Source organism: Amycolatopsis sp. QT-25 (genome assembly GCF_029369745.1).
Lineage (GTDB): Bacteria > Actinomycetota > Actinomycetes > Mycobacteriales > Pseudonocardiaceae > Amycolatopsis.
In genome coordinates, this window is record NZ_CP120210.1 from 6,538,472 (window position 1) to 6,562,795 (window position 24,324).

Sequence of the window (24,324 nt, forward strand, 5' to 3'; positions counted from 1 at the left end):
CCTCGCTACCGTCACTGCATGGCACTCGTACCGCCGGTCGGCCTGGGCATCTGGGACGACGTCGACCGCGCAGAAGGCGCGCCGGTGGTGAACCTCGGCGACCTCACCGCGCGGTGGACCAACGACCGCTGGCGCTCCGCCCTGCACCGGGTCGTGCCGGGTCCGTCAGCGGCGAAGGGTGGCGTTCTTCTTCGGCGGCGACCACGACGCGCGGTTCGCAGGCCTCCCGGCCTGCCGCTCCGCCGAAATATCCGCCGGACCGCGGCTGTGGAAAAATTTCCGGTGGAAGACGTCCGGTCCTCCTCCGGCGGCTCCGACGTCCCCGGCAGAAGGCACCGACGCGGTGCCCGCCGAGAGGAGAGAACCGTGAAGTACATGATCATGATGATGGGGTCGCAGCAGGACCTCGACAGCATCGGTGGCAACTGGAGCGCCGACGACGTCACGGCCCTGCACGAGTTCATGGCCGACTGGAACAACGCCCTGGTCGAATCCGGGGAGTTCGTCGACGCGCAGGGCCTTTCCCAGCCTGCTCACGCCCGGCGCATCTCCCTGCGCGACGGCGCGCCCGTGGTGACCGACGGACCGTACGCCGAGACGCAGGAGGTCCTGGTCGGCTACACCATCGTCGACACCGCGAGCTACGACCGCGCGACCGAGATCGCGGCGAAGCTGGCGGACACCCCTCATCCGGAGGACATGTCGCTCGGCCGCGAGTGGTACGTCGACATCCGGCCGTGCGCCGACAGCTTCGAAGAACTGGAGCTGTAAGTGCCGGACAGCGGTGCCGAGGAGCTGCTGCGCACGCTGTCGCCGCAGGTCCTCGGCGCCGTCGTCCGCCGCTACGGTCACTTCGACCTGGCGGAGGACGCGACCCAGGAAGCACTGCTCGCGGCCTCGACGCGATGGCCCGCCGGCGGACGCCCCGACGATCCGCGCGCCTGGCTCATCACCGTCGCCTCACGGCGGCTGACCGACCTGCTCCGCGCCGAGCAAGCGCGGCGCCGTCGCGAGGACACCGTCGTCCAGCGGACGTTGCCGGAGGAGCACCTCGCCCCTTCCGCGGACCGGCGGGCCGCCGACTCGGACGACACACTCGTCCTGCTCTTCCTGTGCTGTCACCCGTCGCTCTCACCCGCGTCGCAGATCGCGCTGACCCTGCGGGCGGTCGGCGGCCTCACCACGGCGGAGATCGCCCGCGCCTTCCTGGTCCCCGAAGCGACGATGACCCGGCGGATCACCCGCGCGAAGGCCGGCATCAAGTCCAGCGGCGTCCCGTTCGGCATGCCACCGGCGGCGGACCGCGCCGCGCGGCTCGACGCGGTGCTGCACGTGCTGTACCTGATCTTCAACGAGGGTTACGTCAGCACGTCCGGCCCCGATCTGGTGCGGGGCGAGCTGTCCGCCGAAGCCATCCGGCTGACCAGGATCGTCCACCGGCTGTTGCCGGACGACAGCGAGGTCGCCGGCCTGCTCGCGCTGATGCTGCTCACCGACGCGCGCCGCCCGGCGAGGACGGGGCCGGACGGCGCGCCGATCCCGATGTCCGGACAGGACCGGAGCCGGTGGGACACCGAGTACGTCACCGAGGGCGTCGCGCTGCTGTCCGAGGCCTTGCCGCACGGCCCGACCGGGCAGTTCCAGATCCAGGCGGCGATCGCCGCATTGCACGACGAGGCGCCGAGCGCCGAAAAGACCGACTGGCCGCAGATCGAGGCCCTCTACGAACTGCTGTTGCGTCTCTCCGACAATCCCGTGGTGGCGTTGAACCACGCCGTCGCCGTCGGGATGGCTCGCGGTCCGCGAGAAGGGCTGGCGGCACTGGGAAAACTCGGCGACCGGATCTCCGGTGACCACCGCTACCACGCCGCCCGCGCGCATCTGCTCGAACTGGCAGGCGAAACCGCCGCGGCCATCGAGTCCTATGTGGACGCCGCACGGCGGGCGACGGGCCTGCCGCAACAGCGCTATCTGCACTCACGCGCCGCACGCCTGCGCTGACTCGTGTGGATCCCGGCAAGGCACGGAGGGCGAACGTGGTGAGCTGGAGGCGGAGCGACCTCGCCGAAGCTCTGGCCCGCCCTCGACGACGTCGTGAGTGACAAGGAGCGTTCTATTGAAGGGTAAGGCAATCGTGTCGTGTCGCCGGAGCTTCGGATGGCCCGATCGCCGGAGTCCGGCACGGCTGTCATTGTCCACAAAGGACTTCAGAAAGGTTCTCGGCGCCCGGTTTGAGCATTTGTACAGCCTTACGCGGGGTCGTGAATGGCGAGGACGGTCAGGTCGAAAGTGTCTCGGATACCACCGCATTTCGACCTAAGCTGATCACAGGCCCGTGGCGGCCCCCCTCCCTACACCGAAGGCACGGCAAGGAGGCCCTCACGCACTTCGGCAGACGAGGGTCGGGTCTCGTCGGCTTCGCCGGTGCGCTGGGGGCGAACATGGGGTACATGAAGGCCCCTTCCTTGCGCTAGACGCAAGGAAGGGGCCTTCATGTACCCCACAACAGAGAACCACGGCGGGCACAGGGGTCTATTCGCCACTCACGCCCCCCGGTACAGACCTCGCACCAGCCCGGCTTCTAGCAGCTCAGCAGCAGCCCGGTGACAGCCGTGCAAGTCGATGTCGACGTGTCGTTGGCCGCGTTCGGGTCGGCGACGGAGCTCTGCGTGATCTTCGCGGTCGTCTTGACCTGCCCGAGGGACAGCAGCCCGGCGGCCACCGAGAACTTGGCCGTGCCACTGGCTCCGGAGGCGAGCGACGAGAAGTCGCAGTGGACGGTCTTCGTACCGCCCGGATTCGAGCAGGTGGACGAGCCGGTGAAGTCCAGCCCGGTGCCCAGGGTGGACACCACCCGGACGCCGGACGCCGCGGCCGGGCCCGCGTTCGTGACCTTGACCGTGTATTCGATTGACGACGTCAGGACCCCGCGCGGCGACGCGGTCAGCGTGACACCGAGGTCGGCGGCGCTCGGCGTGTCGGTGACGGTCAGCACGGGACCGTCGAGGATCTCGAAACTGTAGTTGTCACCGACGAACTGGTGCTGCAGGGTGACGTCGCCCAGCGGGGCGTCGTCCTTGATCCGGAAGGTGAACACCACGGTCTTGCTCTGGCCGGGGGTCACGGTGCCGACCCCGCCGCGGATACTGCCGCCGAGCATGTCGCAGGCGAACGCACCGGGGCAGGACACCAGGTCGACGATGCCCGGCAGCGAGGATTCTTTGCCATACAGCGTCGCCTTGCCACCTTCGACGGTCGACGTGGCGTCGGCGTTGTAGACGGTTTGCGTGACGGTGAACGTCTGTCCACGTTGGACGGTGGTCGGCGAGACCGCCACCGCGCTGGTCGGCGGGGCCGCGTTCGCGGAAACGGGCGTCACGAGCATGATCGTGGCCACCGCGGCCACCAGAGACAGAAGTGAGGCTCTTCGAAGCTTCATCGTTTCTCACTGTTCCGGTCGGGGGCGTCGCGCCGATCGGTGCGGACAACGATCAGTCGCCGAAGAACGGGCGTTCGTTACCGTTGTCTCGCCCCGAGTGGCCCGCCGGCCCTCACCCGCTCGGACCAACAGTGCCGCGTGTTCCCTGGTCACGGCGACATCGTGGCGGCACGGCGGAGCGTGGAAGCGCATTCGCCTCCGCGTAGGCGAATTGATCCTTTTAGCCCCTTCGCGCCCCGTTCGACTTCTTCCCGCAGGGCACCACTTTCGCTGTACTCCCGGCGCAGCCGTCCGATGTCGGCGCGAGCCGGGATGGGCGTCGCGCAGGGTGTCCGCGCCTGGCAGAGAGCGCTCGCACCGCTGATCCCGGCCGAACGGCGCGTGGTCGTCGATACCCTGCACGCCTGCGAAGACGGACCGGCCGATCAGGAGGAGCGGTGCGCTACCTGCTCATGCTTTGCGGGAGCGTCGGCGACGACGCGCTCGAAACGGACATCACCGAGCCCTGCCGCGCCTGGGGTGAAGAGATGACGCGACGGGGCCTGCGCGTCAACGACATGGGTCTGCGTCCGCCCGAGTCGGCGACGGCCGTCCGCGTCCGCGACGGCGAGGCGCTGCTCACCGACGGGCCGTTCGCCGAGACCAAGGAACAGATCGGTGGCAGCACCATCCTCGAATGCGAAAGCCGCGAACAGGCCGTCGAGGCGGCGAAAACCCACCCCTGGGCCGCGATCGGGACGATCGAAGTGCGCGAACTGCTCGAGCCGGTGAGCTGATCGCCGTCGTCAGAGTTCGTCCGGCAGGCCGTCGCGCGCGTACACGAGAGCGAAACGATCGCAGTTGCGCGGCGGCCCGTTCGGTTCCTCCGGATACGGACCGCGTATCCGGGTGCGGAACATCCGGGGCCGGTTTCGTTGCGGTAACCGAGGGGTGCGCTCCTAGCATCGCGTTCGCCGCCGGTGATCGGAAACCGGCAAGGGAAAAGGAGCACGATGAGCAGGATCGTCATCTTCGGGGCAGGCGGACGCGGAGGACGCCGAGCCGTCGCCGAGGCCGTGAGCCGCGGGCATCAGGTCACCGCCGCCGTCCGGGATCCCGGACGCCACGCGGACCTCGCCGGGGACCACGTCACCTTGACCGCCGCCGACGTCACGGTCGCGGACGACGTCGCGAAGGCGGCCACCGGGCACGACGCCGCGATCAGTTCCATCTACCGCGCGGATCTCCCGTCGCGGGAGTACTACCCGGCCGCCGCGCACGCGCTGATCGACGGCCTCGGCCGGGCCGGCGTCGCGCGACTGGTCGTCGTGGGGGTCGGATCGGCGTTGGAGATCGCGCCGGGCGTCGCGTTCCACGACCAGCCGGGCTGGCCGCCGGAGCACCGCGAGTTCTCGCTCGGGCACACGGCGGAACTGGAGGTCTTCCGTGCGTCCGGCGGCGATCTCGACTGGGTGATCATCGCGCCGCCGCCGGGGATGCTCGACGAACACGCCGACCGTACGGGCGAATACCGCAGCGGGGACCACCGGGTACTGCCGCGCGCGGCGGACGCGGCGCCGTTCTCGTACGCGGATCTCGCGGTCGCGCTGCTCGACGAGGTCGAACGGCCGAACCACGCACGAGCGATGGTCGCCGTCGACCACTGAGGGAAGAAGGCCTTCACGGACAGACGATCGACACCCTCACCACAGGGAGCCACAACGGCGGCGTGTGAAGGCCCCTTCGCCCGTCTCGATCGAGGGAACTCGACGGCCGCAAGTACCTGGAGGCCTTCTTCAGCGCGGCGAAGGGGGCCTCCAGGTCCTGCAACCTCAGCGCTCCGGCGTCTCGCCACCGTTCTGCTCGGCCAGGAACCGCTCGAACTCGGAGCCCAGCTCCTCGGCGGTCGGCATGTGCTCGACCGACTCCGCGAGCAGGCTCTCCTTGTCCGACGCCTCCATGAAGGTGTCGTACTGCTGTTCCAGCGCGCGTACGACGTCGGCGACCTTCTCCGAACCGGCGACCTGGCGGGCGATCTCGGCCTCCGCCTCGTGTGACGCCTCCCGCAGGTCGCCGTCCGGCAGGTTCAGCCCGGTCGCCGAGGCGACGGCGCCGAGCAGGTTCAGCGCGGCGCTCGGGTACGTCGAATCCGCCAGGTAGTGCGGCACGTGCGCGGCGAAGCCGGAAGCGTCGTGTCCCCACTCGCCGAACCGGAACTCCAGCAGCCCGGCGACACTGCCCGGCACCTGCATCCGGTTGGGCAGCGGGCGGTGTTCGCCGACCAGTTCGTTCCTGGTCGCGTGTGCGGTCACCCCGAGCGGGCGGGTGTGCGGCGCGCCCATCGGGATGCCGTGGAAACCGGTGGTGAGCCGGACGTCCCAGCGTTCCACCAGCGCGCGCACGGCCGCGCAGAACCGCTCCCAGTCGTGATCCGGTTCCGGCCCGGTGAGCAGCAGGAACGGCACGCCGTCGGCGTCGTGCAGCAGGTTGACGACCAGTTCGGGGGCGTCGTAGGCCTCCCAGTGGTCGAGGGAATAGGTCATCGCGGGGCGGCGCGAGCGGTAGTCGATGAGGCGGTCGACGTCGAAGCGCGCGATCACGCGGTGCTCGAAGGAGTTCAGCAGATGCTCGGCGACGAGCTTGCCCGCCGAACCGGCGTCCATGAACCCGTCGAAGTAGTGCAGGAGCACGGCCCCGCCGAGGTCAGGGACGTCCGAGTCCACCTCGTACAGGTCTTCCGGGTCCAGCGCCACCAGATCCTCCAGGTTTCATGGGTACGACCGTCCACCGGTGACAACGCCCCGACAGGGGGTATCCATTCCGCCGACGGTGGTCTGGATCCTATCGGGCCGTGACGATTGTCGTGGGCGGTCCGCACGGAGGTGGTGCAGGGTGAAGGGGTGACAGAAGAGACGCTCAGCCTGCGCCCGCCCGCCCATCGGGTGAGCCGTCGCGCCATCGGTTACTGGACGGTGTGGGCCGCGGTCGGCTGGGCGGTGCTCCTCGGCGTCCAGCTGGTGTTCGTCCTCACGAGTGACGACGCGCCGACGTGGCTCACGGTGACGCTCATCGTCTCGTGCGTGCTCGCGCCGCTGCATCTGCTGGTCATGCCCCGGTGGCGCTACCGGATCCACCGCTGGGAGGTCACCGGCGAGGCCGTGTACACCCAGGAAGGATGGCTCAAACAGGACTGGCGGATCGCGCCGATCTCGCGGATCCAGACCGTCGACATCGAGCGGGATCCGGTCGAGCAGCTGTTCCGGCTGGCGAAGATCACCGTGACGACGGCGTCGGCCGCGGGCCCGGTCAAGATCGCCGGTCTCGACCACGCCGAAGCGCTGGCGCTGGCCGCGGAACTCACGAAGACCACGCAGGCCACCCCCGGTGACGCGACATGAGCACCGAGGCACCACCGGACGCCGCCGTCGGCCAGTGGCGACGGCTCGATCGCCGGATGCTGCTGATCCGGCCGGTGCTCGACGTGGTCAAATCGCTCCCGGTGCTGATCGGGACGGTGCTCCTCGGCCGGGGCAACGGCTGGGAGTGGTTCGGGCTGGGGATCACCGCGCTGACCGTGCTCGTCGGTGTCTCGCACGTGCTCACTTCGCGGTATCGCATCGCCGAGGGCCAGGTGGAATGGACCACGGGCCTGCTGCTGCGCAAACACCGCGCGATCCCGCTGGACCGGGTGCGCACGGTCGACGTCACCTCGGAACCGAAGCACCGCCTGTTCTCCCTCAGCGCCGTGCGCATCGGCACCGGACGGCATTCGCCCGCGCGGGGCGCGAGCGGCGACCAACTGGTGCTCGACGCCGTCAGTCAGGCCGAAGCGGATCGGCTGCGCACGGTTCTCCTGCACCGCAAGGAGCTCCCGGCCGAAGCCGAGGCCGCCCCGCCGCCGGAGGAGGTCGTCGCGGAGGTCGACCGGAAGTGGGTGCGGTACGCGCCGTTCACCCTCTCCGGGCTCGCCGTGGTGGGCGCGGTGTTCGCCACGGTGTGGCATTTCGCGCACCAGTTGAACATCGCCCCGGAGAACGTCGGCCCGCTGCGGGAGCTCTTGGACGACCTGGCGAACACGGCGGTGTGGCTGATCGTGGTCGTCGCGGCGGTCGCCCTGCTCGTGGTGGTCTCGCTGCTTTCGGTCGGCGGTTACGTGCTCTCGTTCTGGAACTTCAAGCTCACCCGGGAGGCGGAGGGCACCCTGCACGTCCGGCGCGGGCTGCTCACCACGCGTTCGGTGTCCATCGAGGAAGACCGGCTGCGCGGCGTCGAGGTGAAGGAACCGCTCCCGCTGAGGATCGCGGGCGGGGCGCGGCTCACCGCGATCGCGGGCGGACTGCGCGAGGGCAAGGGCGGGGACAAGGGCGGCGGGCTCCTGCTGCCACCCGCGCCCGTCGGCCGGGTCCACGAGGTCGCCGCCGACGTGCTGCGGGAGAACTTCGCTCCGGCCACCGTGCCGATGAACCGGCATCCCCGACGGGCACTGACCAGACGGCTCACCCGTGCGGTGGGTGCCGTGCTGCTGCCGGCGGCGGCCCTGTTCGGCCTGGCCTGGATCGATTTCCTGCCGTCGTGGATGTGGCAGGTCGCGCTCGGCCTGGTGCCGCTCGCCGCGTTCGTGGGCTGGGATCGTTACCGCGCTCTCGGCCACGCGATCGTCGGGCGCTACCTGGTCAGCCGTTCCGGCTCATTGGCGCGAGCGACGGTGGCGATCCGGCGTGAAGGGGTCACCGGAATCGTCGTCAGCCGCTCGTTCTTCCAGCGCCGCGCCGGGTTGATCACCGTGACGGCCCCGATCGCGGCGGGCAGCGGCAGCTGTCAGGTGGTCGACGTCGGCGAATCGGCCGGACTGGCGATGGCGGAGCAGGCCGCGCCCGGTCTGCTCACCCCCTTCCTGCGCCGGGAGACTCAGCGGTAGCCGGTGACGTCCGCCGGTGGGCCGCGATCCTGGACCTCGACGAGATAGCGCCAGCAGTCGGGACGGCTGCCGTCGAGGTCGGTGAATCCGTATTTTTTCGCCAATTCGCCACTGGACACCGATTTCCCGTTCCAGCGGCCGACTTCCGCGTCATCGGCCAGTGCCGCGACGGCCCTGCCGGCGAACGCGGGGCTTTCAGAAATGGCGAAATGCGGCTGCGCCTTCGTGGCGTCCTGGCAATTCTCTTCGGTGACCCGGTAAGCGTCGAGCATCGCCTCGGAACGCGACCGGTCCGGCGTGACCGCCACCGCGGTACCGCCATGCGGTGCCAATTCGTGGCCAATTCGTGGCCGAGGGCGAACGCCATCCGGTTCACCGCGGTCTTGACGAGGCCGCGGAAGAACGAAACACGGTAGTTCTCCGAGTCGTACTCGGCCGTTCCGTCATCGACCGCCACGACCAGTGCCCCCGGCTTCCCGATCATGAGCGGAAGCGCGAAATGGCTGGTGATGACATGGGGTGTCGACGGCGAGCCGCAGGGTCCCGCAGCCCGATGTCCAAAGTGGACTACCAGACCGTTTTGTCCCACTCGATGGGCGCGCCGTAGATGTCGTCGACCAGCACGTGCAACGCGCCCTGTCCGGCGTCGATCCGTTGCACCAGTTCGCGGACCTGGGCTGCCTCCAAATGGTCCACACCGATCGCGATCCCGTGCGCGCCCGCTTCGCCGACGAGCGCCGCCGTCTCCTCGATCGTCTCCGGGCGCTTCATTTCCGGCCGCCGGGAACGGGTACTGCGGCCGGTCACGTAGACGGTCGCCCCGGCGGCACCCGACCGGACCGCTATTCCCCGCCCGGCGCCGCGGGTCGCCCCGGTGACCAACGCGATCTTGCCGGCCAATGGCTTTTCCCTGGTCTCAAAGCCAGCAAGAAGTCCGCTTGTTCGTGGACCAAAGACCCTGGTCCGCAATTCACACAATGTGCTATTTTCTTGACTCTTTGTGATTGCCCCGGCGAGAGGTCGAGATGACGCCTGCCGCACGATCCCTGGACACCACCACCCCGCCGAAACGCACCCCCGGCGCCAGCAGCTCACGCAAGGTCCTGCAGCTGCTGCTGTCCTTCTCCGAACGCCGCTGGGACGCCAGCGTCGCCGAACTCGCCGCGAGGATCGGCACCCCGGTCGCCACGACGTATCGCTATGTCGCGCTGCTGAAGGAACTCCAGCTCCTGGAGGAGGGAAGGACGGGGCGCTATCACGTGACGAGCCAGGTGATGCCGCTCGCGCGGGCCGCCCAGCTGGCCAACGACCTCGCCCGCCTGGCCCGGCCGGCGATGGAGGAGGCGGCGCGCGCGCTCGGGGAGACGGTGCTGTTGTTCCAGCATTTCGGCGACTCCGCCGTCTGCGCCGACCGGGTGGAATGCGAACGCGCGATGCGGTTCACCTTCCAGCCCGGCCATTCCGTCCCGCTCGGCACCGGCGCGTCGGGCAAGATGCTGCTCGCCATGCTGCCGGAGGGCGAACGCGAAAGACGGCTTTCGTCGATCGTCCACCGCCGCGGCCCGAGCGTGCGAGAAGAGGTCAAACGCGCCGGGGCGAACCGGTATTCGGTCAGCTGGGGCGAACTGGACGACGGTGTCTGGTCCTGTTCGGTGCCGATCCCGGGCACCGGGCCCCGGCCCGCCGTGCTGACCCTCGCCGCCCCGGCGACCCGGATCGGCGACGACGAGAAACGGGCCGCCATCGTCGCGCTCCAGTCGTACGCGAGCAGGATCCACCGGGCCATCTCTTCGTTCTCCCTCTGATCCGCGCGGCCAAGTGAGCGCCGGTGAAGCGTGTCGTCCGTCCAGTCACGCGTGTCGTCCGTCGGATCACGCATGCCGTCCCACCAGTCACGCGAGATCGCCAAGTCGGTACCGGTGCCCGCCAGAAGTCCGCCAATTCGCGCGCACCCGCTCCCGGCGGCGGGTAGAACTCGATCCGTGATCCGACTCGCCACCCCCGAAGACCTGCCCGCGCTCCAGGACATCGAACGCGCGGCGGGCGAACCGTTCCGCACACTCGGCATGGCCGCGATCGCCGACGACGACCCGCCGTCGATCGCGGACCTCACGGCCTTCCAGCGCGAGGGCCGGGCCTGGGTGTGGGACGACGGCGACGGCCCGGTGGCGTATCTGCTCGCCGAGGTCGTCGACGGCCACGGCCACCTCGAGCAGGTGTCCGTCCATCCGGATCACGCGCGGCGGGGCCTCGGGCGCCGGTTGATCGACCACGCCGCCGGCTGGGCCGCGCGCGAAGGCCTCGCGGGGCTGACGCTGACGACGTACGCCGAGGTGCCGTGGAACGCGCCGTACTACGCCCGGCTCGGCTTCGAGCCCCTCGACGAGGAGAGCCTCACCGAAGGTCTGCGCACCATCCGAGCGCACGAAATCTCCCGTGGGCTGGACGCGTGGCCGCGGGTGACCATGCGGCGATGACCCGCCCGAGGGGGTCGGATTGGCGAGGGTCGTCGAACATGTGTTCTACTGTCCGCGCCGGCCCCGGAGGGGGAAGCTCCGCGGGCCGGCACCGGACTTCAGGGAGGCACGGATGGCGGTCAAGATCACCCATCTCACCAACGGCCAGCAGGTGCGCTTCGCCAACGCGGACGGCGCCCGGCGGTACGCCGAGATCATCGGCGGCGGGGTCGACAAATGGCGATTCACCGTGGTCAGCGGGCACGAGTTCCCGGAAATGCCGGGGCGGGTGGTCAATGTGCCGGTATGGCGTATGACCTCCAGATGACATCGAGACCGTCCGCGGTGTTCGTCACCGCGGGCTTCGAGGGCGAAGAACTCCGCCTCCAGCGCGGCGGGCCCATGCGGGTCCGCCGCGCTGGGGGGTCATGAAGGGACTTGGTCCCGTCGGCTGTGCCCTTCATGACCGCGCGCGCGGCCCTCGTGCACGTCACGCACCGCACTCGACACTTGCCCGTGCCGGTTGCGGCGGACGTGACATGAAGGGGCCTTTCCTGGCGAAATTCGCCAGGAAAGGCCCCTTCATTGCGTCTTGGCCTGACGAAGCCCGCTGGACCAGCCGGTCGAGCGCGCGGGCAGGGCCGAAGCGAGCAGGTCCAGTTCGGCCTCCGCCGCGATCAGCGGCGGCGACGCCGCGATCCCCTTGGCCGGGTTTCGCACGAGGACGCCCTCCTCGCGCGCGCCGGCCCGCTGCGACCGGTTCGGCGCGCCCGCGTCGGAGGCGAGGAAACGACCCGACGCTCAATCCCGCCGGCCGTAAGCGGCCAGCAGCTGTTTCTCCGCGTCCCGCAGATATTTCTCCAGCGCCGTCTCCGCGGACCCGAACCGTCCTCGTTCCAGCTCCCGCAGGATCCGCTCGTGCCGCCGCAGGAACGGCTCGAAGAACGCGCGCGTGTTCTCCGTCAGGACGAAGAAGAGCCGCGTCTCCGCCAGTACCTGACGCATCGTCGTGCTGACCCGCTCGCTGCCCGCCAGGTCGCCCACCGCTTGGTGGAACGCGATGCTCGCGGTCCCGACGGCCTGCCAGTCGTCTTCGCCCGCCGCGGCATGTCCCTCCCGCACCGCGGTCCCGATGGCCGAAAGGTCCACAGTGGACAATTCGGACGCCCGTCGCAGCGCACCGCATTCGGTGACCCGCCGCATCACGTAGAGATCCGAGATGTCCTGCACGGTCAGTTCCCGGACGAACACGCCGCGGTTGAGTTCGTGTACCGCGAGCCGCTCGTGCGCCAGGAGCTGGAAGGACTCGCGCAGCGTGTTGCGTGAAACACCCAGTGCGGCGCTGATCGACGGTTCGGAAAGCCTCGACCCGGGCGGGAACACCCCTTCGGTGATGCGCTGGCGCAGGATCTCGGCGACCCGCTCCGCTGTCCCGCTCCGTTCGAGCAAGGGTCTGTCGCGGGCCAGTGCCTCCTCGGCGGCCGAAGTGGACATGGCGCTACCTGACGCCGAGTTCGAAGTCGAGACCGTACCGGTTGCCCGGCAGGGCACCGGCGGCCTCGGCACCGTCGATCGGCAGCGCGACCCCGTTGCCGGACCGCGACTCGTCACCGGCCGGGAAGACGACCGCCTTCGCGACCTCCCACGCCTCGCCGACCCGGTCGGTCTCGGCGAGTACGAACTCGTCGACCTGTCCTTCGTCCGCCGCGTCCACAAGGGAGTGCCGGACACCTTCGGCGGGTTCGGCGAGTTCGCGGACGTCGCTGGAGAACACGGCCGTGCCCTCGGCGACGAACTCCTTCACCGTGGCGAGGCCGATGCCCCTCGCGCCGCCGAAGACCACCGCGACCTTGCGCCGTATCTCCAGCACGTCACGGAAACCGGCCGTCGCCGGCAGGGCGGTGCGTGCTCCCTCCCGCTCGATCAGCGCGTTCGTGACCAGCGTGGTCCCGTGCACGAACTGCTCGACGTCATCCGCGTGCGACCCGGCGTCGGCGAGTGTCCTCTTGAGACCTTCCTCCACCGCGCGAGCAGGCTCGTCGCGGGTCGTCAGCACCTTGCCGGGGGCGACGGCACCGCTCTCGTCGAGCACGCAGAGATCGGTGAACGTGCCGCCGATGTCCACGCCGACGCGAAGGCCGGTCACGGGGATTCCTTGCGATACCAGCGCGGCGAGGCGTTGAGCGGTGGCGCCATCTTCGCGCGGACGACCAGTACGTTCGGCTCGTCGGACTCGACGAACTCACCGAGCAGTCGCCGGAACGCGCGTCCGAACCCGGACACGCGGTCCGCGTGCACACCGAAAGACCGCGCCAGGCCGACGAAATCGGGACTGTCCCAATCGATGCCCCGGCGCGGCAGGCCGGCCCGGTCCTGGTCGTAACGCAGCATTCCGTAGCCACCGTCGTCGACGATGATCACCGTGACCGGCAACTGCTCCTGCGCCATCGTGGCGAGATCACCGCAGGCGAACAGGAATCCGCCGTCACCGCTGACGCAGATCGCGCGGCCCGTGCCCGCGACACCGGCGCCGAGCGCGGCAGGGAAGCCGTAGCCGAGCGTGCCCCAGCCCATCGGGTACGCGAGTTTGCGCGGCGCGCGGACACGGTGGAAGCCGCCGATCCAGTATCCGGCCACGCACATGTCCGCGACCACGACCGCGTCCGGCGGCAACACCTCGTCGAAAGTGGCCAGCAGATCCGCCGCCTGCGGTTCTTCTTCCCTGATCCGCCGGCGGACCCGCGCGGAGACCTTGGCGAGCCTGCCGACGAGAGCCGCGATACCGGGCCGTTCCTCGACCTTGAGCGCCTCGGTGAGCACCCGGGCGTCGCCGACCAGCGTGATGTCCGGCTGGTAGTTCTTGGCGGCGTCGTCCGGATCGACGTTGATCGCGATGAGCTTCTCCGGCTGCGGCATCAGCCAGTTCTGCGTCATCAGCCCGTCGAAGTCGGTGCCGATGGCGAGGACGACGTCGGCCTCGTCCCACAGCGCCCCGACCTCGGGCGCGTGCACCGGATTCGGGGCGAGACAGGGATGATCGACCGGCAGGAGGCCGCGAGCGCCGAACGTGGTGAGCACCGGCGCGGCCAGCCGTTCGGCGAGCTTCCCGATCGCCTCACCCGCCCCGGCGCGCGACGCGCCACCGCCCGCCCAGATCAGCGGCCGTCCGGCGGTGGCCAGGGCTGTCTCGGCCTCGGTGAGATCCGGGATCTCGGCGGGCCGGGCGTGCGACCTCGGCGGACGACGCGCCGGTGTCCGCTCCGACAGGAAGTCGGCCGGGATGCCGAGGTACACCGGCCCGCTCTGTGGCTGGAGCGCGAGCCGGGCCGCGCGGTGGAGCGTCGCGGCGACCTGGTCGGCGCTCGGGACGGTGAACCCGGCCTTGGTGACCGGCGCGAACATCGCCTGCTGATCCGAGGTCTCGTGCAGCACGCCGCGGACCACGCCGGGCCGCCGCAGCGTGGACGGGATGTCGGTCGCGATGACCAGCACCGGCGCGGCCGACGCCATGGCCTCGCCGACGGCGGCGAGCGTGTTCGCCGCGCCGGGCCCCGTGGTCACCAGCGCGACACCGAGCTTGCCGGTCGCGCGGGCATAACCGTCCGCCGCGTACCCGGCCGTCTGCTCGTGCCGGACACCGACGAGCCGGATGTCCGTAGCGGCCAGCGCCTCCCATAACGGCAGGTTGTGCACCCCGGGGAGACCGAAGACGACTTCGGCCCCCAGAGCGGTCAGCGCGTCGGCCAGATGCTGGGCTCCGGTGGGTGCAGGCACCCCGCCGATAGTGCCAGATCGTTCAACGATCCAGCAACCATCACGCCGTCCCCGGTATTGGCTACCTAACCTTGACCAGGGCGGTGATGCGGGTCGACCACTCGGCGCGTGCCGGGTGTCGACGATGGAGGATTCGGGACGTTGAGTGTCCCCATTCCTCCATCGTCGAAGAGGCGTTCCGGTCCCGGTACTGATCACCCAGCGAACGAAGGTCCGCCAAGGCTGCCTTCACGGACAGTGGCCTCAGTACAGCCCGGTCGCGTAGGCGGGACCGTAGTAGGTCTCCAGGTCGGCGAGGGAATCCTCCGGCCGTTCGAAGGTCTTGGAGAGCATCGCCCGCGACGGCAGCGCATCGGGCGCCCAGCTTTCCGGCGACCAGAGCTTCGACCGCATGAACGCCTTCTGGCAGTGGTGGAAGATCTCGTCGATGTCGACCACCAGCGCCAGCTTGGGCCGGCTGCCCTTGACGATCATGTCGTCGAAGAACGGCGCCTCCCGCACGAGCCGCGCGCGGCCGTTGATCCGCAGGGTGTCGCCGCGGCCGGGGATCAGGTAGATCAGCCCGACGTGCGGGTTCGACAGCACGTTGCGGAACCCGTCGGCGCGCCGGTTGCCGGGGCGCTCCGGGATGGCGATCCGCGAGTCGTCCAGCACCAGGGTGAACCCGGCGGGGTCGCCCTTCGGCGAGACGTCGCAGGTGCCGTCGGCCGCCGACGTCCCGATCAGCACGAACGGCGACTCCGCGAGCCACTGACGGTCCATCTCGTGCAGCTTCGGGCGCGCCTTGTTCGCGGTCCGCTCCAGCGGCGGCGGCAGGATCTCGCGCAGTTCCGCCTCGGTGGTGACTTCGACGAACTCAGACAATGTTGTGCTCCCTCGTCACGGCCCGGTCGCCGGCGAACCGGCGGACATCGAGCCCGGTGATGTCGATGGCCGGGACCCGCCCCAGGTAGAGGTCCCGCACGAGCTCCCCCACCGCCGGGCCCATTTGGAACCCGTGTCCCGAAAAGCCGGTGGCGTAGAAGAACCGCGACAGGTGGACGCTTTCCCCCACGATCTGGTTGCGGTCGGGGGTGACCTCGTACAGCCCGGCCCAGCCGCCGCGGATTCCCGCGCCGAGTACCGCGGGCACCCGGCGTGCGGCGATCTCGGCGAGTTCCGGCAGCCAGTCGCCCGGCTGGTAGCGGGTGTCGAAGCCGGGATCGCCGTCACCGTCGCAGAAGGACATCGCCAGGCCGAGGCCCTCGCGGTGGAAGTAGAACGCGGACGGCATCTCGATGGTCAGCGGCACCGATCCGGGCAGGCCCGCGACCGGCCCGGTGAACACGACCTGCCGCCGGAACGGCCGCACCGGAAGGTCGACGCCGGCGAGTTCGCCGATCCGTCCCGACCACGCACCCGCCGCGCAGACCACCGCGTTCGTCCGCACGAGGCCTTCACCGGTCAGGACACCGGTGATCTCGTCGCCGTCGCGTTCGATCCCGACGACTTCGACACCGGTCCTCAGCATCGCCCCGTGCCCGCGGGCCGCCCGCGCGTAGCCCTGGACCGCGGAGTCCGGTGTCGCCTTGGCGTCGTCCGGCGACCACAGGGCCGCGATCACGCCTTCGGTGTCGATCAGCGGGGAGAACCGCCGCGCTTCGGCGGGCTCGACGAGCCGGCTGCGGACGCCGTAGGAGTTCTGCAGTTCGGCGCAGCGTTCGAATTCGGGCAGGTCGGCGGCGTCGGTGACCAGGTACAGGTAGCCGTCGCGACGGAAGTCGATCTCGGTCCCGTACGTCTCGGCGAAAGAGGCATACTCGGCCAGCCCGCGCAGCCCGATCTCGATGTTGACGCGCGTGGTGAACGACGACCGGATCCCGCCCGCGGCCTTGGCCGTCGAGCCCCCGCCCAGGAGCCCGCGTTCGAGCAGCAGCACCGAGACCCCGGCCGCGGCGAGCCGGTACGCGCAGCTCACCCCGATGATGCCGCCGCCGATCACGACGACTTCGGCGCGTTCAGGGAGTGGCTCCATCCGGGTCCCCGATCCGTTCGTCCTGGGGCGGCGGTCCCGGCGGCGTGCCGTCGCCGAACGGGCGCCCGCCCAGCTGCTCCCGGTGGTGCGGCGCCGTCCAGCCGGACAGGTCCGGTCCCAGTGGGACGATCCGCGTCGGGTTCACCTGCTCGTGCACCGCGTGGTAGTGCCGCTTGATGTGGTCGAAGTCGACGGTGTCACCGAAACCCGGCGTTTGGAAGAGATCACGGGCGTAGGCCCACAGCACCGGCATCTCGGTCAGTTTGTTCCGGTTGCATTTGAAATGCCCGTGATAGACCGGATCGAAGCGGACGAGCGTGGTGAACAGCCGGATGTCCGCTTCGGTGATCGTGTCACCGACGAGGTAGCGCTGTGTTTCCAGCCGCTCGGAAAGCACGTCCAGCATGGCGAAGAGCCGGATGTACGCGTCTTCGTACGCGGCCTGTCCGGTCGCGAACCCGGCTTGGTACACAGCGGCGTTGACGTCCGCGTAGACGCCTACGTTGACGTCGTCGATCTCGTCACGCAGTCGCTCCGGGTAGAGGTCGGGCGCACCGGGCCGGTGGAGACTGGTCCATTCGGTGGACAGATCGAGGGTGATCCGCGGGTAGTCGTTGGTCACGAGCCGCTTGCTCGGAATGTCCACAATGGCCGGAACGCTGATCCCGCCCATGTAGTGCGGGTCGGCCGCGTGATAGGCCTCGGCCAGGTACTTGATGCCGAGTACCGGATCCCGGTCGTCGGGATCGAGGGTGAACCGCCAGCTCTTCTCGTCCTGGATCGGGTCGGCCACGGCCACGCTCAGCGCGGACTCGAGACCGAGCAGCCGCCGCACGACCAGCGCTCGGCTCGCCCAGGGACAGGCCCGGCTGACCACCAGCCGGTATCTCCCCGCCTCCACCGGCCAGCCGTCACGGCCGTCGGCGGTGACGCGCGCGTCGAAATGGTTGGCGGACCGACGGAACTCTCCTGAGGGGTTCTCGGCGGGAAAACGTACCTCGAACCTGCCCGTCTGCGGATCGGTCGGGATCGTCATGTGATCCACCCTAAAGCGTGAGATGGTGGTTTCGGTGTGCGTAAACTCTGGCACCCGGCGTGCTCGCACGCCGTAGCGCGGAAGGTGGTCCGACGATGCCGTTCATGCCCGTGACCGACTCGATGTTCCTTCTCGTCGAGACGCGTGAACATCCGATGCACGTCGGCGGGCTGCAACTGTTCAAGAAACCCGAGGACGCCGGACCCGACTACCTGCGCGACATCCGGCGGAAACTGCTCGATTCCGACAACATGCGCCCGGTGTTCCGGCGCCGTCCCGCCCGGCCGCTCACCACCGCGGGCCACCTCGCCTGGTCGACCGACACCGACCTCGAACTCGATTACCACTTCCGGCATTCGGCGCTGCCCCGGCCCGGCCGGATCCGCGAACTGCTGGAGCTGACCGGACGCTGGCACAGCACCCTCCTCGACCGGCATCGCCCCCTCTGGGAGATCCACCTGATCGAGGGGCTGCAGGACGGCCGGTTCGCGATCTACAGCAAGATCCACCACGCGCTGATGGACGGCGTCTCGGCGCTGCGGCATCTGCAGGGCACCCTGTCGGAAGACCCGTTCGACCTCGACTGCCCGCCGCCGTGGGGCTCGCGGCCCGAACCCGACGGGAGCCGCAACGGCAAGGCTTCCGCCTCGCTGTTCCAGACCATGGGCAAGACGGTCAACCAGCTCGCCGGGATCGCGCCCGCCGCGATGAAGGTGGCGCGCGAGGCGTTCCAGGAACACACCCTGACGCTGCCCTCGCAGGCGCCGAAGACGATGTTCAACGTCCCGATCGGCGGCGCCCGGCGGTTCGCGGCGCAGTCGTGGTCGCTGGACAGGGTCCGCGAGATCGCCACGGCGGCCGGGGTGTCGCGCAACGACGTCGTCCTCGCGATGTGCTCGGGCGCGCTGCGCGACTACCTGATCGAACAGAACGCGCTTCCCGACACGCCGCTGACCGCGATGGTCCCGGTGTCCCTGCGGCGCAGGGACACCGGGGACGCGGCGGGGAACAACATCGGCGCGCTGCTGTGCAACCTGGCCACCCACCTGACGGATCCGGCCGCACGGCTCGCGACGATCAGCGCGTCCATGCGGAACGGCAAGAAGCTGTTCTCGGAGCTGACCCCGCTACAGACACTGCTGCTGTCGGGGATCAACGTCGCCCGGCTCGGCGTGTCGCCGATCCCCGGTTTCGTGAACAACACGAAACCACCGTTCAACCTGGTGATCTCCAACGTGCCGGGGCCGCGCAAGCGGCTGTACTGGAACGGCGCGTCGCTCGACGGCATCTACCCGGCGTCGGTGCTGCTCGACGGGCAGGCGCTGAACATCACGCTCACCAGCAACGGGGACGAGCTGGACTTCGGCATCACCGGCTGCCGCCGCAGCGTCCCGCATCTCCAGCGCATCCTGACCCACCTGGACACCGCGCTGGTCGAACTCGAACACGCGGTGTCCGTCGGGCGCGGCTGACCCCGCGTTTCGGCACCTGGTTGCGGCGGTTCGACGTGGGACCACCGCAACCAGGTGCCGAAACGCGTCGGGGGGCTAGCTGCCGTCGGAGACGTAGAGCGCGCCCGGCGTGATCGTGTACAGGCGGCCGTCCGGGCCGGCGACCGCGTCACGCGTGCGGCCGAGGTTGGTCCAGAGCTTGCCGCCGTTGCCGTTCAGGTCCAGTTTGTACGTGCCGCCCTTGAGCGAAGCCATGTACAGCGAGCCTTGGTAAGCCGCGAGTCCGCTCGGCGTCGCCGAGGACGTCGGCCAGGCCTTGACCGGGTTGGTCATCCCCGCCGTGCTGCACGGACCCTCGCAGGTCGGCCAGCCGTAGTTCTTGCCCGGGTCGATCTTGTTCAGCTCGTCGAGCCTGTTGGCGCCGATGTCGGAAACGTACAGCTGCCCGTTCGCCCAGGTCAGCCCCTGGACGTTGCGGTGGCCGTAGGAGTAGACGCGGCTGTTGAACGGGTTGCCGGGCGCGGCCGCGCCGTCGGTGGTGACGCGCAGGACCTTGCCGCCGAGGGAGTTCTTGTTCTGCGCGTTGGCGCCGTTCTGACCGTCGCCGGTACCCGCGTAGAGATGGCCGTCGGGGCCGAACCTGATCCGCCCGCCGTGGTGGTACTGCGAACCACGCGGGATGCCGGTGACGATCGGCGTCGGGGTCTGGCCCAGCTTCAGCTTGGCGATCCGGTTGTCGGAACTGGTCGTGTAGTAGATGAAGACCGTCTGGTCGGCGGCGTAGTTCGGCGAGACGGCGATGCCGAGCAGGCCGGCTTCCGCGGTGACGCTCACCCCGGGGATGGTCTGGACCGTGGTGACCTTGCCCGCCTTGTCGATCTTGCTGATCGTCTTGGCGTCCTTCTGCGTGAAGAGGCCGGTGCCGTCGGGCAGGAAGTCGATCGACCAGGCCTGGTCGAGGCCGCTCGCGAGCTGCCTGATCGCCTGGACGGACGGCGCTTCGGCGGCCGCCGCCGGGACGGCCGCGATCGACACGGCCGTCGCCGCGGCGAACGTGGCGGCGAGAGTACGACGTAAGGACATGGGACGCCTCCTTCAGCTACACCCCTGGAGCTCGGATGGCGGCGGTGGACGGATGGTCGGGTGCATCCGCCAAGTTGGATACAAACACACCATAGGATGAAACGGACACCACTGGACGGGCTATCGGAAGCCCCTGTCGTTAACCGTTGCGTGTGCCGAGGGTGACCATCGGGGCGGCTCGATCGGCCATAGGTAGGAACCTTTACAAAACCCCGCCGGAAGTCGGTTCTTACGTCTGGTCAGAATCGGCGGCCCGCTTCTAGGGTGACGGGGGCTCGGCCCCTGTTCGATCCCATGTGGACGTTAGGAGTAGAAATGAGCGAAACCGTCGAGGTATGGACCACCCCCGACTTCGTCGAGTACGAGACCCCCATGGAGGTCACCGCCTACGCGGCCCGCATGGAGGACTGATCTCGCATCCGGTGGTGGGGGGCCCGCCCCCACCACCGCACCGCCCGTCCCGATCAGCGAGCCGTTGGAGGCAGCACGGTGTCCCTCATGTCGTCGTCGGACTTCATCGCGGCCTTGCGCGGGCTTTCGCACCGCTATTGGGGCACCCATCCGTTCCACGAGCGGATGCACCGCGGCGACCTGTCCGAAGACGAGCTGAGGATCTGGGCCGCGAACCGCTGGTACTACCAATGCGTGCTCCCGCAGAAGGACGCGGCGATCATCAGCAACTGCCCGGTACCGGAAATACGCCGGGAATGGCTCGACCGCATCGTCTATCACGATGGGACCAAGGCCGGAGACGGCGGAATCGAGCGATGGCTCCGCTTGTGCACCGCGGTGGGGCTCGACCGCGAGGAGGTTCTCGATCAGCGACACGTCGCCCCCGGCGTACGGTTCGCCGTCGACGCCTACGTGACTTTCGCCCGCACGAAACCTTGGCTCGAAGCGGTCGCTTCGGGGCTGACCGAAATGTTCGCCGGCCATCTCATGCAGCGCCGGGTCGCCGACATGCTGGCGAACTATTCGTGGATCGCGCGGGACGACCTCGACTATTTCACCAATCGCATCGACAAGGTCTCCGGTGAGGGCAAGGGGACGCTCGACATCGTGGTGCAGCACGCCGTCACCCGTGAGCAGCAGGAGAAGGCGATCGCGGCGTTGTCGTTCAAGACCGACGTGCTCTGGTCGATGCTCGACGCCATCGAGCGCGCCGCGGACCAGGAGTAGCGATGAGCACCCTCGAACCGGGCTCGGTGCCGCGGCTGCGGCGCGGGGTCCGGCTGAGCTACGACCAGACCAGGGAAACGCACGTCCTCCTGTTCCCCGAAGGCGTGCTCGTCCCCAATCCGACCGCCGCCGCCGTGCTCGGGCTCTGCGATGGCGTCGCAGACGTCGCGGCGATCGCTTCGGCCTTGTCCGAACGCTACGCCGGTGTGCGCGAAGACGAAATCCTGGACCTTCTGTCCCGGCTGGGAGAACGGCGGATCGTCGAATGGACCTGAAACCCGCGGCACCGCCACTGGGCATGCTGGCCGAGCTGACCCATCGCTGCCCGCTGCACTGTCCGTACTGTTCGAATCCGGTCGAGCTGATCGCCCGCGACGGCGAACTGTCCACTGAGGAATGGCTTTCCGTGCTGTCACAGGCACGGGAACTCGGTGTGCTCCAAGTGCACCTGTCCGGCGGCGAACCACTCGCCAGACCGGACCTGCCCATCCTGGTCGAACACGCCACGAAACTGGGTTGCTACGTGAACCTGGTGACGTCCGGGCTCGGTCTGACGGAGTCCAGATTGGACGATCTCGTCGAACGCGGCATCGCGCACATCCAGCTGTCCGTGCAAGGCGCGACAGCCGAACGCGCGGACCGGCTCGCCGGCGCACGGGCCCACGACCGGAAACTGGTCGCGGCCGAGCTGATCAAGAAGGCGGGCCTGCCGCTTTCGGTGAACGTCGTCCTGCACCGGCAGAACCACGATCAGCTCGCCGGGATCATCGACCTCGCCGAAGCGATGGGCGCGGACCGGCTCGAACTGGCCAACACGCAGTACTACGGCTGGGCCCTGCGCAACCGCGACGCCCTGATGCCGACCAGGCGGCAACTCGACGAGGCCGAGCCGATCGTGCGCGCGGCCATCGAACGGCTGCGCGGTCGCATGGAGATCATCTACGTCGTCGCCGACTACTACGAGCGGTACCCGAAGCCCTGCATGTACGGCTGGGGCGCACGGCAATTGACCGTGGCGCCCGACGGGAACGTGCTGCCGTGCCCCGCGTCGACGGCGATCGAGACGCTGGAATTCGACAACGTGCGGGACAGGCCGCTGGCGTGGATCTGGTACGAATCCGGTTCCTTCAACGCCTATCGCGGCGAGGACTGGATGCCGGACACCTGCGGCACCTGCGAACGCCGCGCGATCGACTTCGGCGGCTGCCGGTGCCAGGCGTTCCAGCTCATCGGCGACGCCGCGGCCACGGATCCGGTGTGCTCACGATCGCCCCAGCGCGACGTCGTCGACCTCATCCTCGCCACGCCCCCGAAAACGGACGACCTCGTGATGCGGGCGCCGCGATGAGGGTGATCCTGCTCGGCACCGCGGCGGGCGGCGGTTTCCCGCAATGGAACTGCGCCTGCGCGTTGTGCGTTTCGGCCGCGCCGCCGCGGACGCAGGACTGCGTCGCGGTGAGCGCGGACGGGCAGGGCTGGTACCTGCTCAACGCGTCACCGGACATCCGCGCGCAGATTCTCGCCACACCACCGTTGCGCGCCGGGCCCGGGCCGAGGGAGATCCCGCTGCGCGGGGTCCTGCTCACCGACGCCGAACTCGATCATTCACTCGGCCTGCTTCTGCTGCGGGAAGCGGGCGGGCTGCCGGTGTGGGCGCCGGACGCCGTCCTGCACGCGCTGTCCGAACAGTTCCCCGCGCGCTCGATCATCGACGGCTACGGCGGCTGGGACTGGCTGCCGTCGTCGGAGGTCGCCATCGACGGTCTTCGGGTCAGCACGCTTCCCGTGAGCGACAAGCGGCCGAAGTACGCGCGTTCGTCCACCGAGGATGGTTCGTGGGTGGTGGCGTACCGGATCGAGGATCCGCAGACCGGCGGTGTCCTCGTGTACGCTCCCTGTCTGAAGAGCTGGCCGGACGGCTTCGACGAGTTCACCCGCGATGCCGGCCTCGTGTTGCTGGACGGAACCTTCTTCGCGCCGGACGAGATGTCGGGTGCCACCGCGGCGAAGGTCGGCGACGGCGCCCAGCTGGCGATGGGGCATCTGCCGATCACCGGAAGTCTAGCGAAGCTCCGCCCCGGCCCGCGTTGGGCGTATACGCATCTGAACAACACGAACCCGGTGATCGACCCTGCCTCGCCGGAGCACGCCGCCGTCCTGGCCGGCGGCGCCTCACTTCCCTTGGACGGCAGTGAATTCAAGCTCTAGGCGACGTCTTCCGGGCTCGCGCCCGACACGGGAACGGCGTCGGTAATGAGCCGATCGAGTTTGGTGAGGTCTTCCGCGGTGAGGTCGGCTTCGGCCGCGGTGAATTCTTTGAGCCGGTCGACGACGGCGAGATCGCGCCGGAAGATCTCCCCGGTGAACGCCGAAGACCGGGAACGTCAGTCGGCCTTCTCGAACGTCGTCTCCGGCGTGAAAAACCGGTCAGCAGGCCACTGCCCAGCGGGCTGTACATGAGCACGCCGATGTCGTTCTTCCGCGCGTACGGCAGCACAGTGGTTTCGACGTCACGGCGGAACAGGTGGTACGGCGGCTGCCAAGTCTCCACCGGACGGGTCCGGCCGAAGGCGGCCGGCCCCGCGGCGTCGTCGTTCGAGACACCGACGTGCCGGATCTTTCCGGCGTCGACGAAATTCCTGCCGAGGTCGATGTGGTCGACGTCGAGGAAACGAAGGCTGTCCTCGATTCCCTGCGTCAGCCACTCACACCGGGAGTCGCGCGAGCGGTCGGAACGCGGCTCGATGCCGCCCTTCGTGGCGAGGACGAGGTTGTCGCGGTCGCGCTTGAGCTCTTCGCGCAACACCTTCCCGAGCATCGCTTCGGACATCCCGAAACCGTAGGCCTGGGCGGTGTCGAAGAAGTCGACTCGGAGTTCGCGGGCATAACGGATCGCGGCGATGGCCGCGTCCTCGTCGAAGGAACCTCAGTCCCCGCCGAGCCGCCAAGGTGCCGAAAGCGATCCTCGAGACCACTCCTGCCCGGTGGCGTCGTA

Annotated in this window: 25 protein-coding genes and 2 pseudogenes; 15 read left to right on the forward strand and 12 right to left on the reverse strand. The window is 69.2% G+C overall.

The annotated features are described in order from the left end of the window. Positions 1-18: 18 nt before the first annotated feature. A complete protein-coding gene (locus tag P3102_RS30505; RefSeq protein ID WP_276363842.1) occupies positions 19-771 on the forward strand; it encodes a YciI family protein in 753 nt (250 codons plus the stop codon). Beyond that, on the forward strand, positions 772-2,001 hold the full coding sequence (locus P3102_RS30510; RefSeq protein WP_276363843.1) for a sigma-70 family RNA polymerase sigma factor: 1,230 nt from the start codon (positions 772-774) through the stop codon (positions 1,999-2,001). A 580-nt stretch (positions 2,002-2,581) separates the two neighbouring features. On the opposite strand, the gene P3102_RS30515 is transcribed toward P3102_RS30510, so the two are convergent. Beyond that, positions 2,582-3,439: a hypothetical protein gene (locus tag P3102_RS30515; protein WP_276363845.1), complete on the reverse strand. Its 858-nt coding sequence runs from the start codon at positions 3,437-3,439 to the stop codon at positions 2,582-2,584. Between the two features lie 437 nt (positions 3,440-3,876). On the opposite strand from P3102_RS30515, the gene P3102_RS30520 reads away from it, so the two are divergent. After that, entirely contained in the window at positions 3,877-4,215 is a 339-nt protein-coding gene (locus P3102_RS30520; protein WP_276363846.1) for a YciI family protein, read from the forward strand. A 216-nt stretch (positions 4,216-4,431) separates the two neighbouring features. Beyond that, entirely contained in the window at positions 4,432-5,085 is a 654-nt protein-coding gene (locus P3102_RS30525) for an NAD(P)H-binding protein (RefSeq protein WP_276363848.1), read from the forward strand. Between the two features lie 165 nt (positions 5,086-5,250). Here P3102_RS30525 and P3102_RS30530 read toward each other — a convergent pair whose 3' ends face one another. Then, complete coding sequence (locus tag P3102_RS30530) at positions 5,251-6,171, reverse strand: PAC2 family protein (RefSeq protein ID WP_276363850.1); 921 nt, start codon at positions 6,169-6,171, stop codon at positions 5,251-5,253. A 105-nt stretch (positions 6,172-6,276) separates the two neighbouring features. Between P3102_RS30530 and P3102_RS30535 the strand changes: the two genes are divergently transcribed. Both P3102_RS30535 and P3102_RS30540 read left to right on the forward strand, forming a co-directional pair. Next, positions 6,277-6,816, forward strand: coding sequence for a PH domain-containing protein (locus P3102_RS30535; protein WP_276363851.1), 540 nt, complete (start codon positions 6,277-6,279; stop codon positions 6,814-6,816). Continuing rightward, on the forward strand, positions 6,813-8,336 hold the full coding sequence (locus P3102_RS30540; RefSeq protein ID WP_276363853.1) for a PH domain-containing protein: 1,524 nt from the start codon (positions 6,813-6,815) through the stop codon (positions 8,334-8,336). Before P3102_RS30535 ends, P3102_RS30540 begins: the two co-directional genes overlap by 4 nt. Here the strand turns inward: P3102_RS30540 and P3102_RS30545 are convergent. Further along, positions 8,327-9,236, reverse strand: a pseudogene (locus P3102_RS30545) (SDR family oxidoreductase). The gene P3102_RS30540 and the pseudogene P3102_RS30545 sit on opposite strands and share 10 nt — an antisense overlap. 125 nt (positions 9,237-9,361) lie before the next feature. Between P3102_RS30545 and P3102_RS30550 the strand changes: the two are divergent. The 3 genes from P3102_RS30550 (at position 9,362) to P3102_RS30560 (ending at position 11,120) form a co-directional block, all read left to right on the forward strand. Continuing rightward, on the forward strand, positions 9,362-10,141 hold the full coding sequence (locus tag P3102_RS30550) for an IclR family transcriptional regulator C-terminal domain-containing protein (protein ID WP_346660204.1): 780 nt from the start codon (positions 9,362-9,364) through the stop codon (positions 10,139-10,141). Positions 10,142-10,318: 177 nt separating this feature from the next. Beyond that, a complete protein-coding gene (locus P3102_RS30555) occupies positions 10,319-10,813 on the forward strand; it encodes a GNAT family N-acetyltransferase (RefSeq protein WP_276363856.1) in 495 nt (164 codons plus the stop codon). A 112-nt stretch (positions 10,814-10,925) separates the two neighbouring features. Further along, positions 10,926-11,120, forward strand: coding sequence for a hypothetical protein (locus tag P3102_RS30560; RefSeq protein ID WP_276363858.1), 195 nt, complete (start codon positions 10,926-10,928; stop codon positions 11,118-11,120). A 288-nt stretch (positions 11,121-11,408) separates the two neighbouring features. Here P3102_RS30560 and P3102_RS30565 read toward each other — a convergent pair. From P3102_RS30565 to P3102_RS30595, 7 genes and pseudogenes are all read right to left on the reverse strand, one after another. Beyond that, a pseudogene (locus P3102_RS30565) lies at positions 11,409-11,578 on the reverse strand (aspartate aminotransferase family protein); the annotation flags it as partial. Positions 11,579-11,593: 15 nt separating this feature from the next. Continuing rightward, positions 11,594-12,286 carry a GntR family transcriptional regulator gene (locus tag P3102_RS30570; RefSeq protein WP_276363859.1) on the reverse strand — a complete coding sequence of 231 codons (693 nt, stop codon included), beginning with the start codon at positions 12,284-12,286 and terminating at the stop codon, positions 11,594-11,596. Between the two features lie 4 nt (positions 12,287-12,290). Then, on the reverse strand, positions 12,291-12,938 hold the full coding sequence (locus P3102_RS30575; RefSeq protein ID WP_276363861.1) for a hydantoinase/oxoprolinase N-terminal domain-containing protein: 648 nt from the start codon (positions 12,936-12,938) through the stop codon (positions 12,291-12,293). Continuing rightward, positions 12,935-14,566: a thiamine pyrophosphate-binding protein gene (locus tag P3102_RS30580; RefSeq protein WP_276363863.1), complete on the reverse strand. Its 1,632-nt coding sequence runs from the start codon at positions 14,564-14,566 to the stop codon at positions 12,935-12,937. The genes P3102_RS30575 and P3102_RS30580 overlap by 4 nt, the downstream gene beginning before the upstream one ends. Positions 14,567-14,809: 243 nt before the next feature. Further along, a complete protein-coding gene (locus P3102_RS30585; protein ID WP_276363864.1) occupies positions 14,810-15,430 on the reverse strand; it encodes a pyridoxamine 5'-phosphate oxidase family protein in 621 nt (206 codons plus the stop codon). Continuing rightward, a complete protein-coding gene (locus P3102_RS30590; protein WP_276363866.1) occupies positions 15,423-16,580 on the reverse strand; it encodes an FAD-binding oxidoreductase in 1,158 nt (385 codons plus the stop codon). Before P3102_RS30590 ends, P3102_RS30585 begins: the two co-directional genes overlap by 8 nt. Beyond that, on the reverse strand, positions 16,564-17,616 hold the full coding sequence (locus tag P3102_RS30595) for a glutathione S-transferase C-terminal domain-containing protein (protein ID WP_276363868.1): 1,053 nt from the start codon (positions 17,614-17,616) through the stop codon (positions 16,564-16,566). Before P3102_RS30595 ends, P3102_RS30590 begins: the two co-directional genes overlap by 17 nt. A gap of 95 nt (positions 17,617-17,711) precedes the next feature. On the opposite strand from P3102_RS30595, the gene P3102_RS30600 reads away from it, so the two are divergent. Then, positions 17,712-19,088 (forward strand): wax ester/triacylglycerol synthase family O-acyltransferase, encoded by a 1,377-nt coding sequence (locus P3102_RS30600; RefSeq protein ID WP_276363869.1) that lies wholly within the window; start codon positions 17,712-17,714, stop codon positions 19,086-19,088. Positions 19,089-19,163: 75 nt separating this feature from the next. Here the strand turns inward: P3102_RS30600 and P3102_RS30605 are convergent, their stop codons facing one another. Further along, positions 19,164-20,150 (reverse strand): PQQ-dependent sugar dehydrogenase, encoded by a 987-nt coding sequence (locus tag P3102_RS30605; protein WP_276363871.1) that lies wholly within the window; start codon positions 20,148-20,150, stop codon positions 19,164-19,166. A 315-nt stretch (positions 20,151-20,465) separates the two neighbouring features. Between P3102_RS30605 and pqqA the strand changes: the two genes are divergently transcribed. The 5 genes from pqqA to pqqB all read left to right on the forward strand — a co-directional run bounded on the left by pqqA (position 20,466) and on the right by pqqB (position 23,537). Beyond that, positions 20,466-20,561, forward strand: a complete 96-nt coding sequence (gene pqqA, locus P3102_RS30610) for a pyrroloquinoline quinone precursor peptide PqqA (protein WP_276363872.1) — start codon at positions 20,466-20,468, stop codon at positions 20,559-20,561. An 87-nt stretch (positions 20,562-20,648) separates the two neighbouring features. After that, positions 20,649-21,329, forward strand: a complete 681-nt coding sequence (gene pqqC / locus P3102_RS30615) for a pyrroloquinoline-quinone synthase PqqC (protein WP_276363873.1) — start codon at positions 20,649-20,651, stop codon at positions 21,327-21,329. A 2-nt stretch (positions 21,330-21,331) separates the two neighbouring features. Next, positions 21,332-21,604 carry a pyrroloquinoline quinone biosynthesis peptide chaperone PqqD gene (gene pqqD, locus P3102_RS30620; protein ID WP_276363874.1) on the forward strand — a complete coding sequence of 91 codons (273 nt, stop codon included), beginning with the start codon at positions 21,332-21,334 and terminating at the stop codon, positions 21,602-21,604. Continuing rightward, entirely contained in the window at positions 21,595-22,677 is a 1,083-nt protein-coding gene (gene pqqE / locus P3102_RS30625) for a pyrroloquinoline quinone biosynthesis protein PqqE (protein WP_276363875.1), read from the forward strand. Before pqqD ends, pqqE begins: the two co-directional genes overlap by 10 nt. After that, entirely contained in the window at positions 22,674-23,537 is an 864-nt protein-coding gene (gene pqqB, locus P3102_RS30630) for a pyrroloquinoline quinone biosynthesis protein PqqB (RefSeq protein ID WP_276363876.1), read from the forward strand. The genes pqqE and pqqB overlap by 4 nt, the downstream gene beginning before the upstream one ends. Here pqqB and P3102_RS30635 read toward each other — a convergent pair. After that, positions 23,527-24,231 carry an aldo/keto reductase gene (locus P3102_RS30635; RefSeq protein WP_346660205.1) on the reverse strand — a complete coding sequence of 235 codons (705 nt, stop codon included), beginning with the start codon at positions 24,229-24,231 and terminating at the stop codon, positions 23,527-23,529. The genes pqqB and P3102_RS30635 overlap by 11 nt on opposite strands. Positions 24,232-24,324 lie beyond the last annotated feature (93 nt).

What these genes read in the sequence shown, in the direction of transcription:
- P3102_RS30505 (WP_276363842.1), top strand. Translation starts at nt 19, where the DNA reads ATGGCACTCGTACCGCCGGTCGGCCTGGGCATCTGGGACGACGTCGAC.
- P3102_RS30515 (WP_276363845.1), bottom strand. Translation starts at nt 3,439, where the DNA reads ATGAAGCTTCGAAGAGCCTCACTTCTGTCTCTGGTGGCCGCGGTGGCC.
- P3102_RS30525 (WP_276363848.1), top strand. Translation starts at nt 4,432, where the DNA reads ATGAGCAGGATCGTCATCTTCGGGGCAGGCGGACGCGGAGGACGCCGA.
- P3102_RS30540 (WP_276363853.1), top strand. Translation starts at nt 6,813, where the DNA reads ATGAGCACCGAGGCACCACCGGACGCCGCCGTCGGCCAGTGGCGACGG.
- P3102_RS30550 (WP_346660204.1), top strand. Translation starts at nt 9,362, where the DNA reads ATGACGCCTGCCGCACGATCCCTGGACACCACCACCCCGCCGAAACGC.
- P3102_RS30560 (WP_276363858.1), top strand. Translation starts at nt 10,926, where the DNA reads ATGGCGGTCAAGATCACCCATCTCACCAACGGCCAGCAGGTGCGCTTC.
- P3102_RS30570 (WP_276363859.1), bottom strand. Translation starts at nt 12,286, where the DNA reads ATGTCCACTTCGGCCGCCGAGGAGGCACTGGCCCGCGACAGACCCTTG.
- P3102_RS30590 (WP_276363866.1), bottom strand. Translation starts at nt 16,580, where the DNA reads ATGGAGCCACTCCCTGAACGCGCCGAAGTCGTCGTGATCGGCGGCGGC.
- P3102_RS30595 (WP_276363868.1), bottom strand. Translation starts at nt 17,616, where the DNA reads ATGACGATCCCGACCGATCCGCAGACGGGCAGGTTCGAGGTACGTTTT.
- P3102_RS30600 (WP_276363869.1), top strand. Translation starts at nt 17,712, where the DNA reads ATGCCGTTCATGCCCGTGACCGACTCGATGTTCCTTCTCGTCGAGACG.
- P3102_RS30605 (WP_276363871.1), bottom strand. Translation starts at nt 20,150, where the DNA reads ATGTCCTTACGTCGTACTCTCGCCGCCACGTTCGCCGCGGCGACGGCC.
- pqqA (WP_276363872.1), top strand. Translation starts at nt 20,466, where the DNA reads ATGAGCGAAACCGTCGAGGTATGGACCACCCCCGACTTCGTCGAGTAC.
- pqqC (WP_276363873.1), top strand. Translation starts at nt 20,649, where the DNA reads ATGTCGTCGTCGGACTTCATCGCGGCCTTGCGCGGGCTTTCGCACCGC.
- pqqD (WP_276363874.1), top strand. Translation starts at nt 21,332, where the DNA reads ATGAGCACCCTCGAACCGGGCTCGGTGCCGCGGCTGCGGCGCGGGGTC.
- pqqE (WP_276363875.1), top strand. Translation starts at nt 21,595, where the DNA reads ATGGACCTGAAACCCGCGGCACCGCCACTGGGCATGCTGGCCGAGCTG.
- pqqB (WP_276363876.1), top strand. Translation starts at nt 22,674, where the DNA reads ATGAGGGTGATCCTGCTCGGCACCGCGGCGGGCGGCGGTTTCCCGCAA.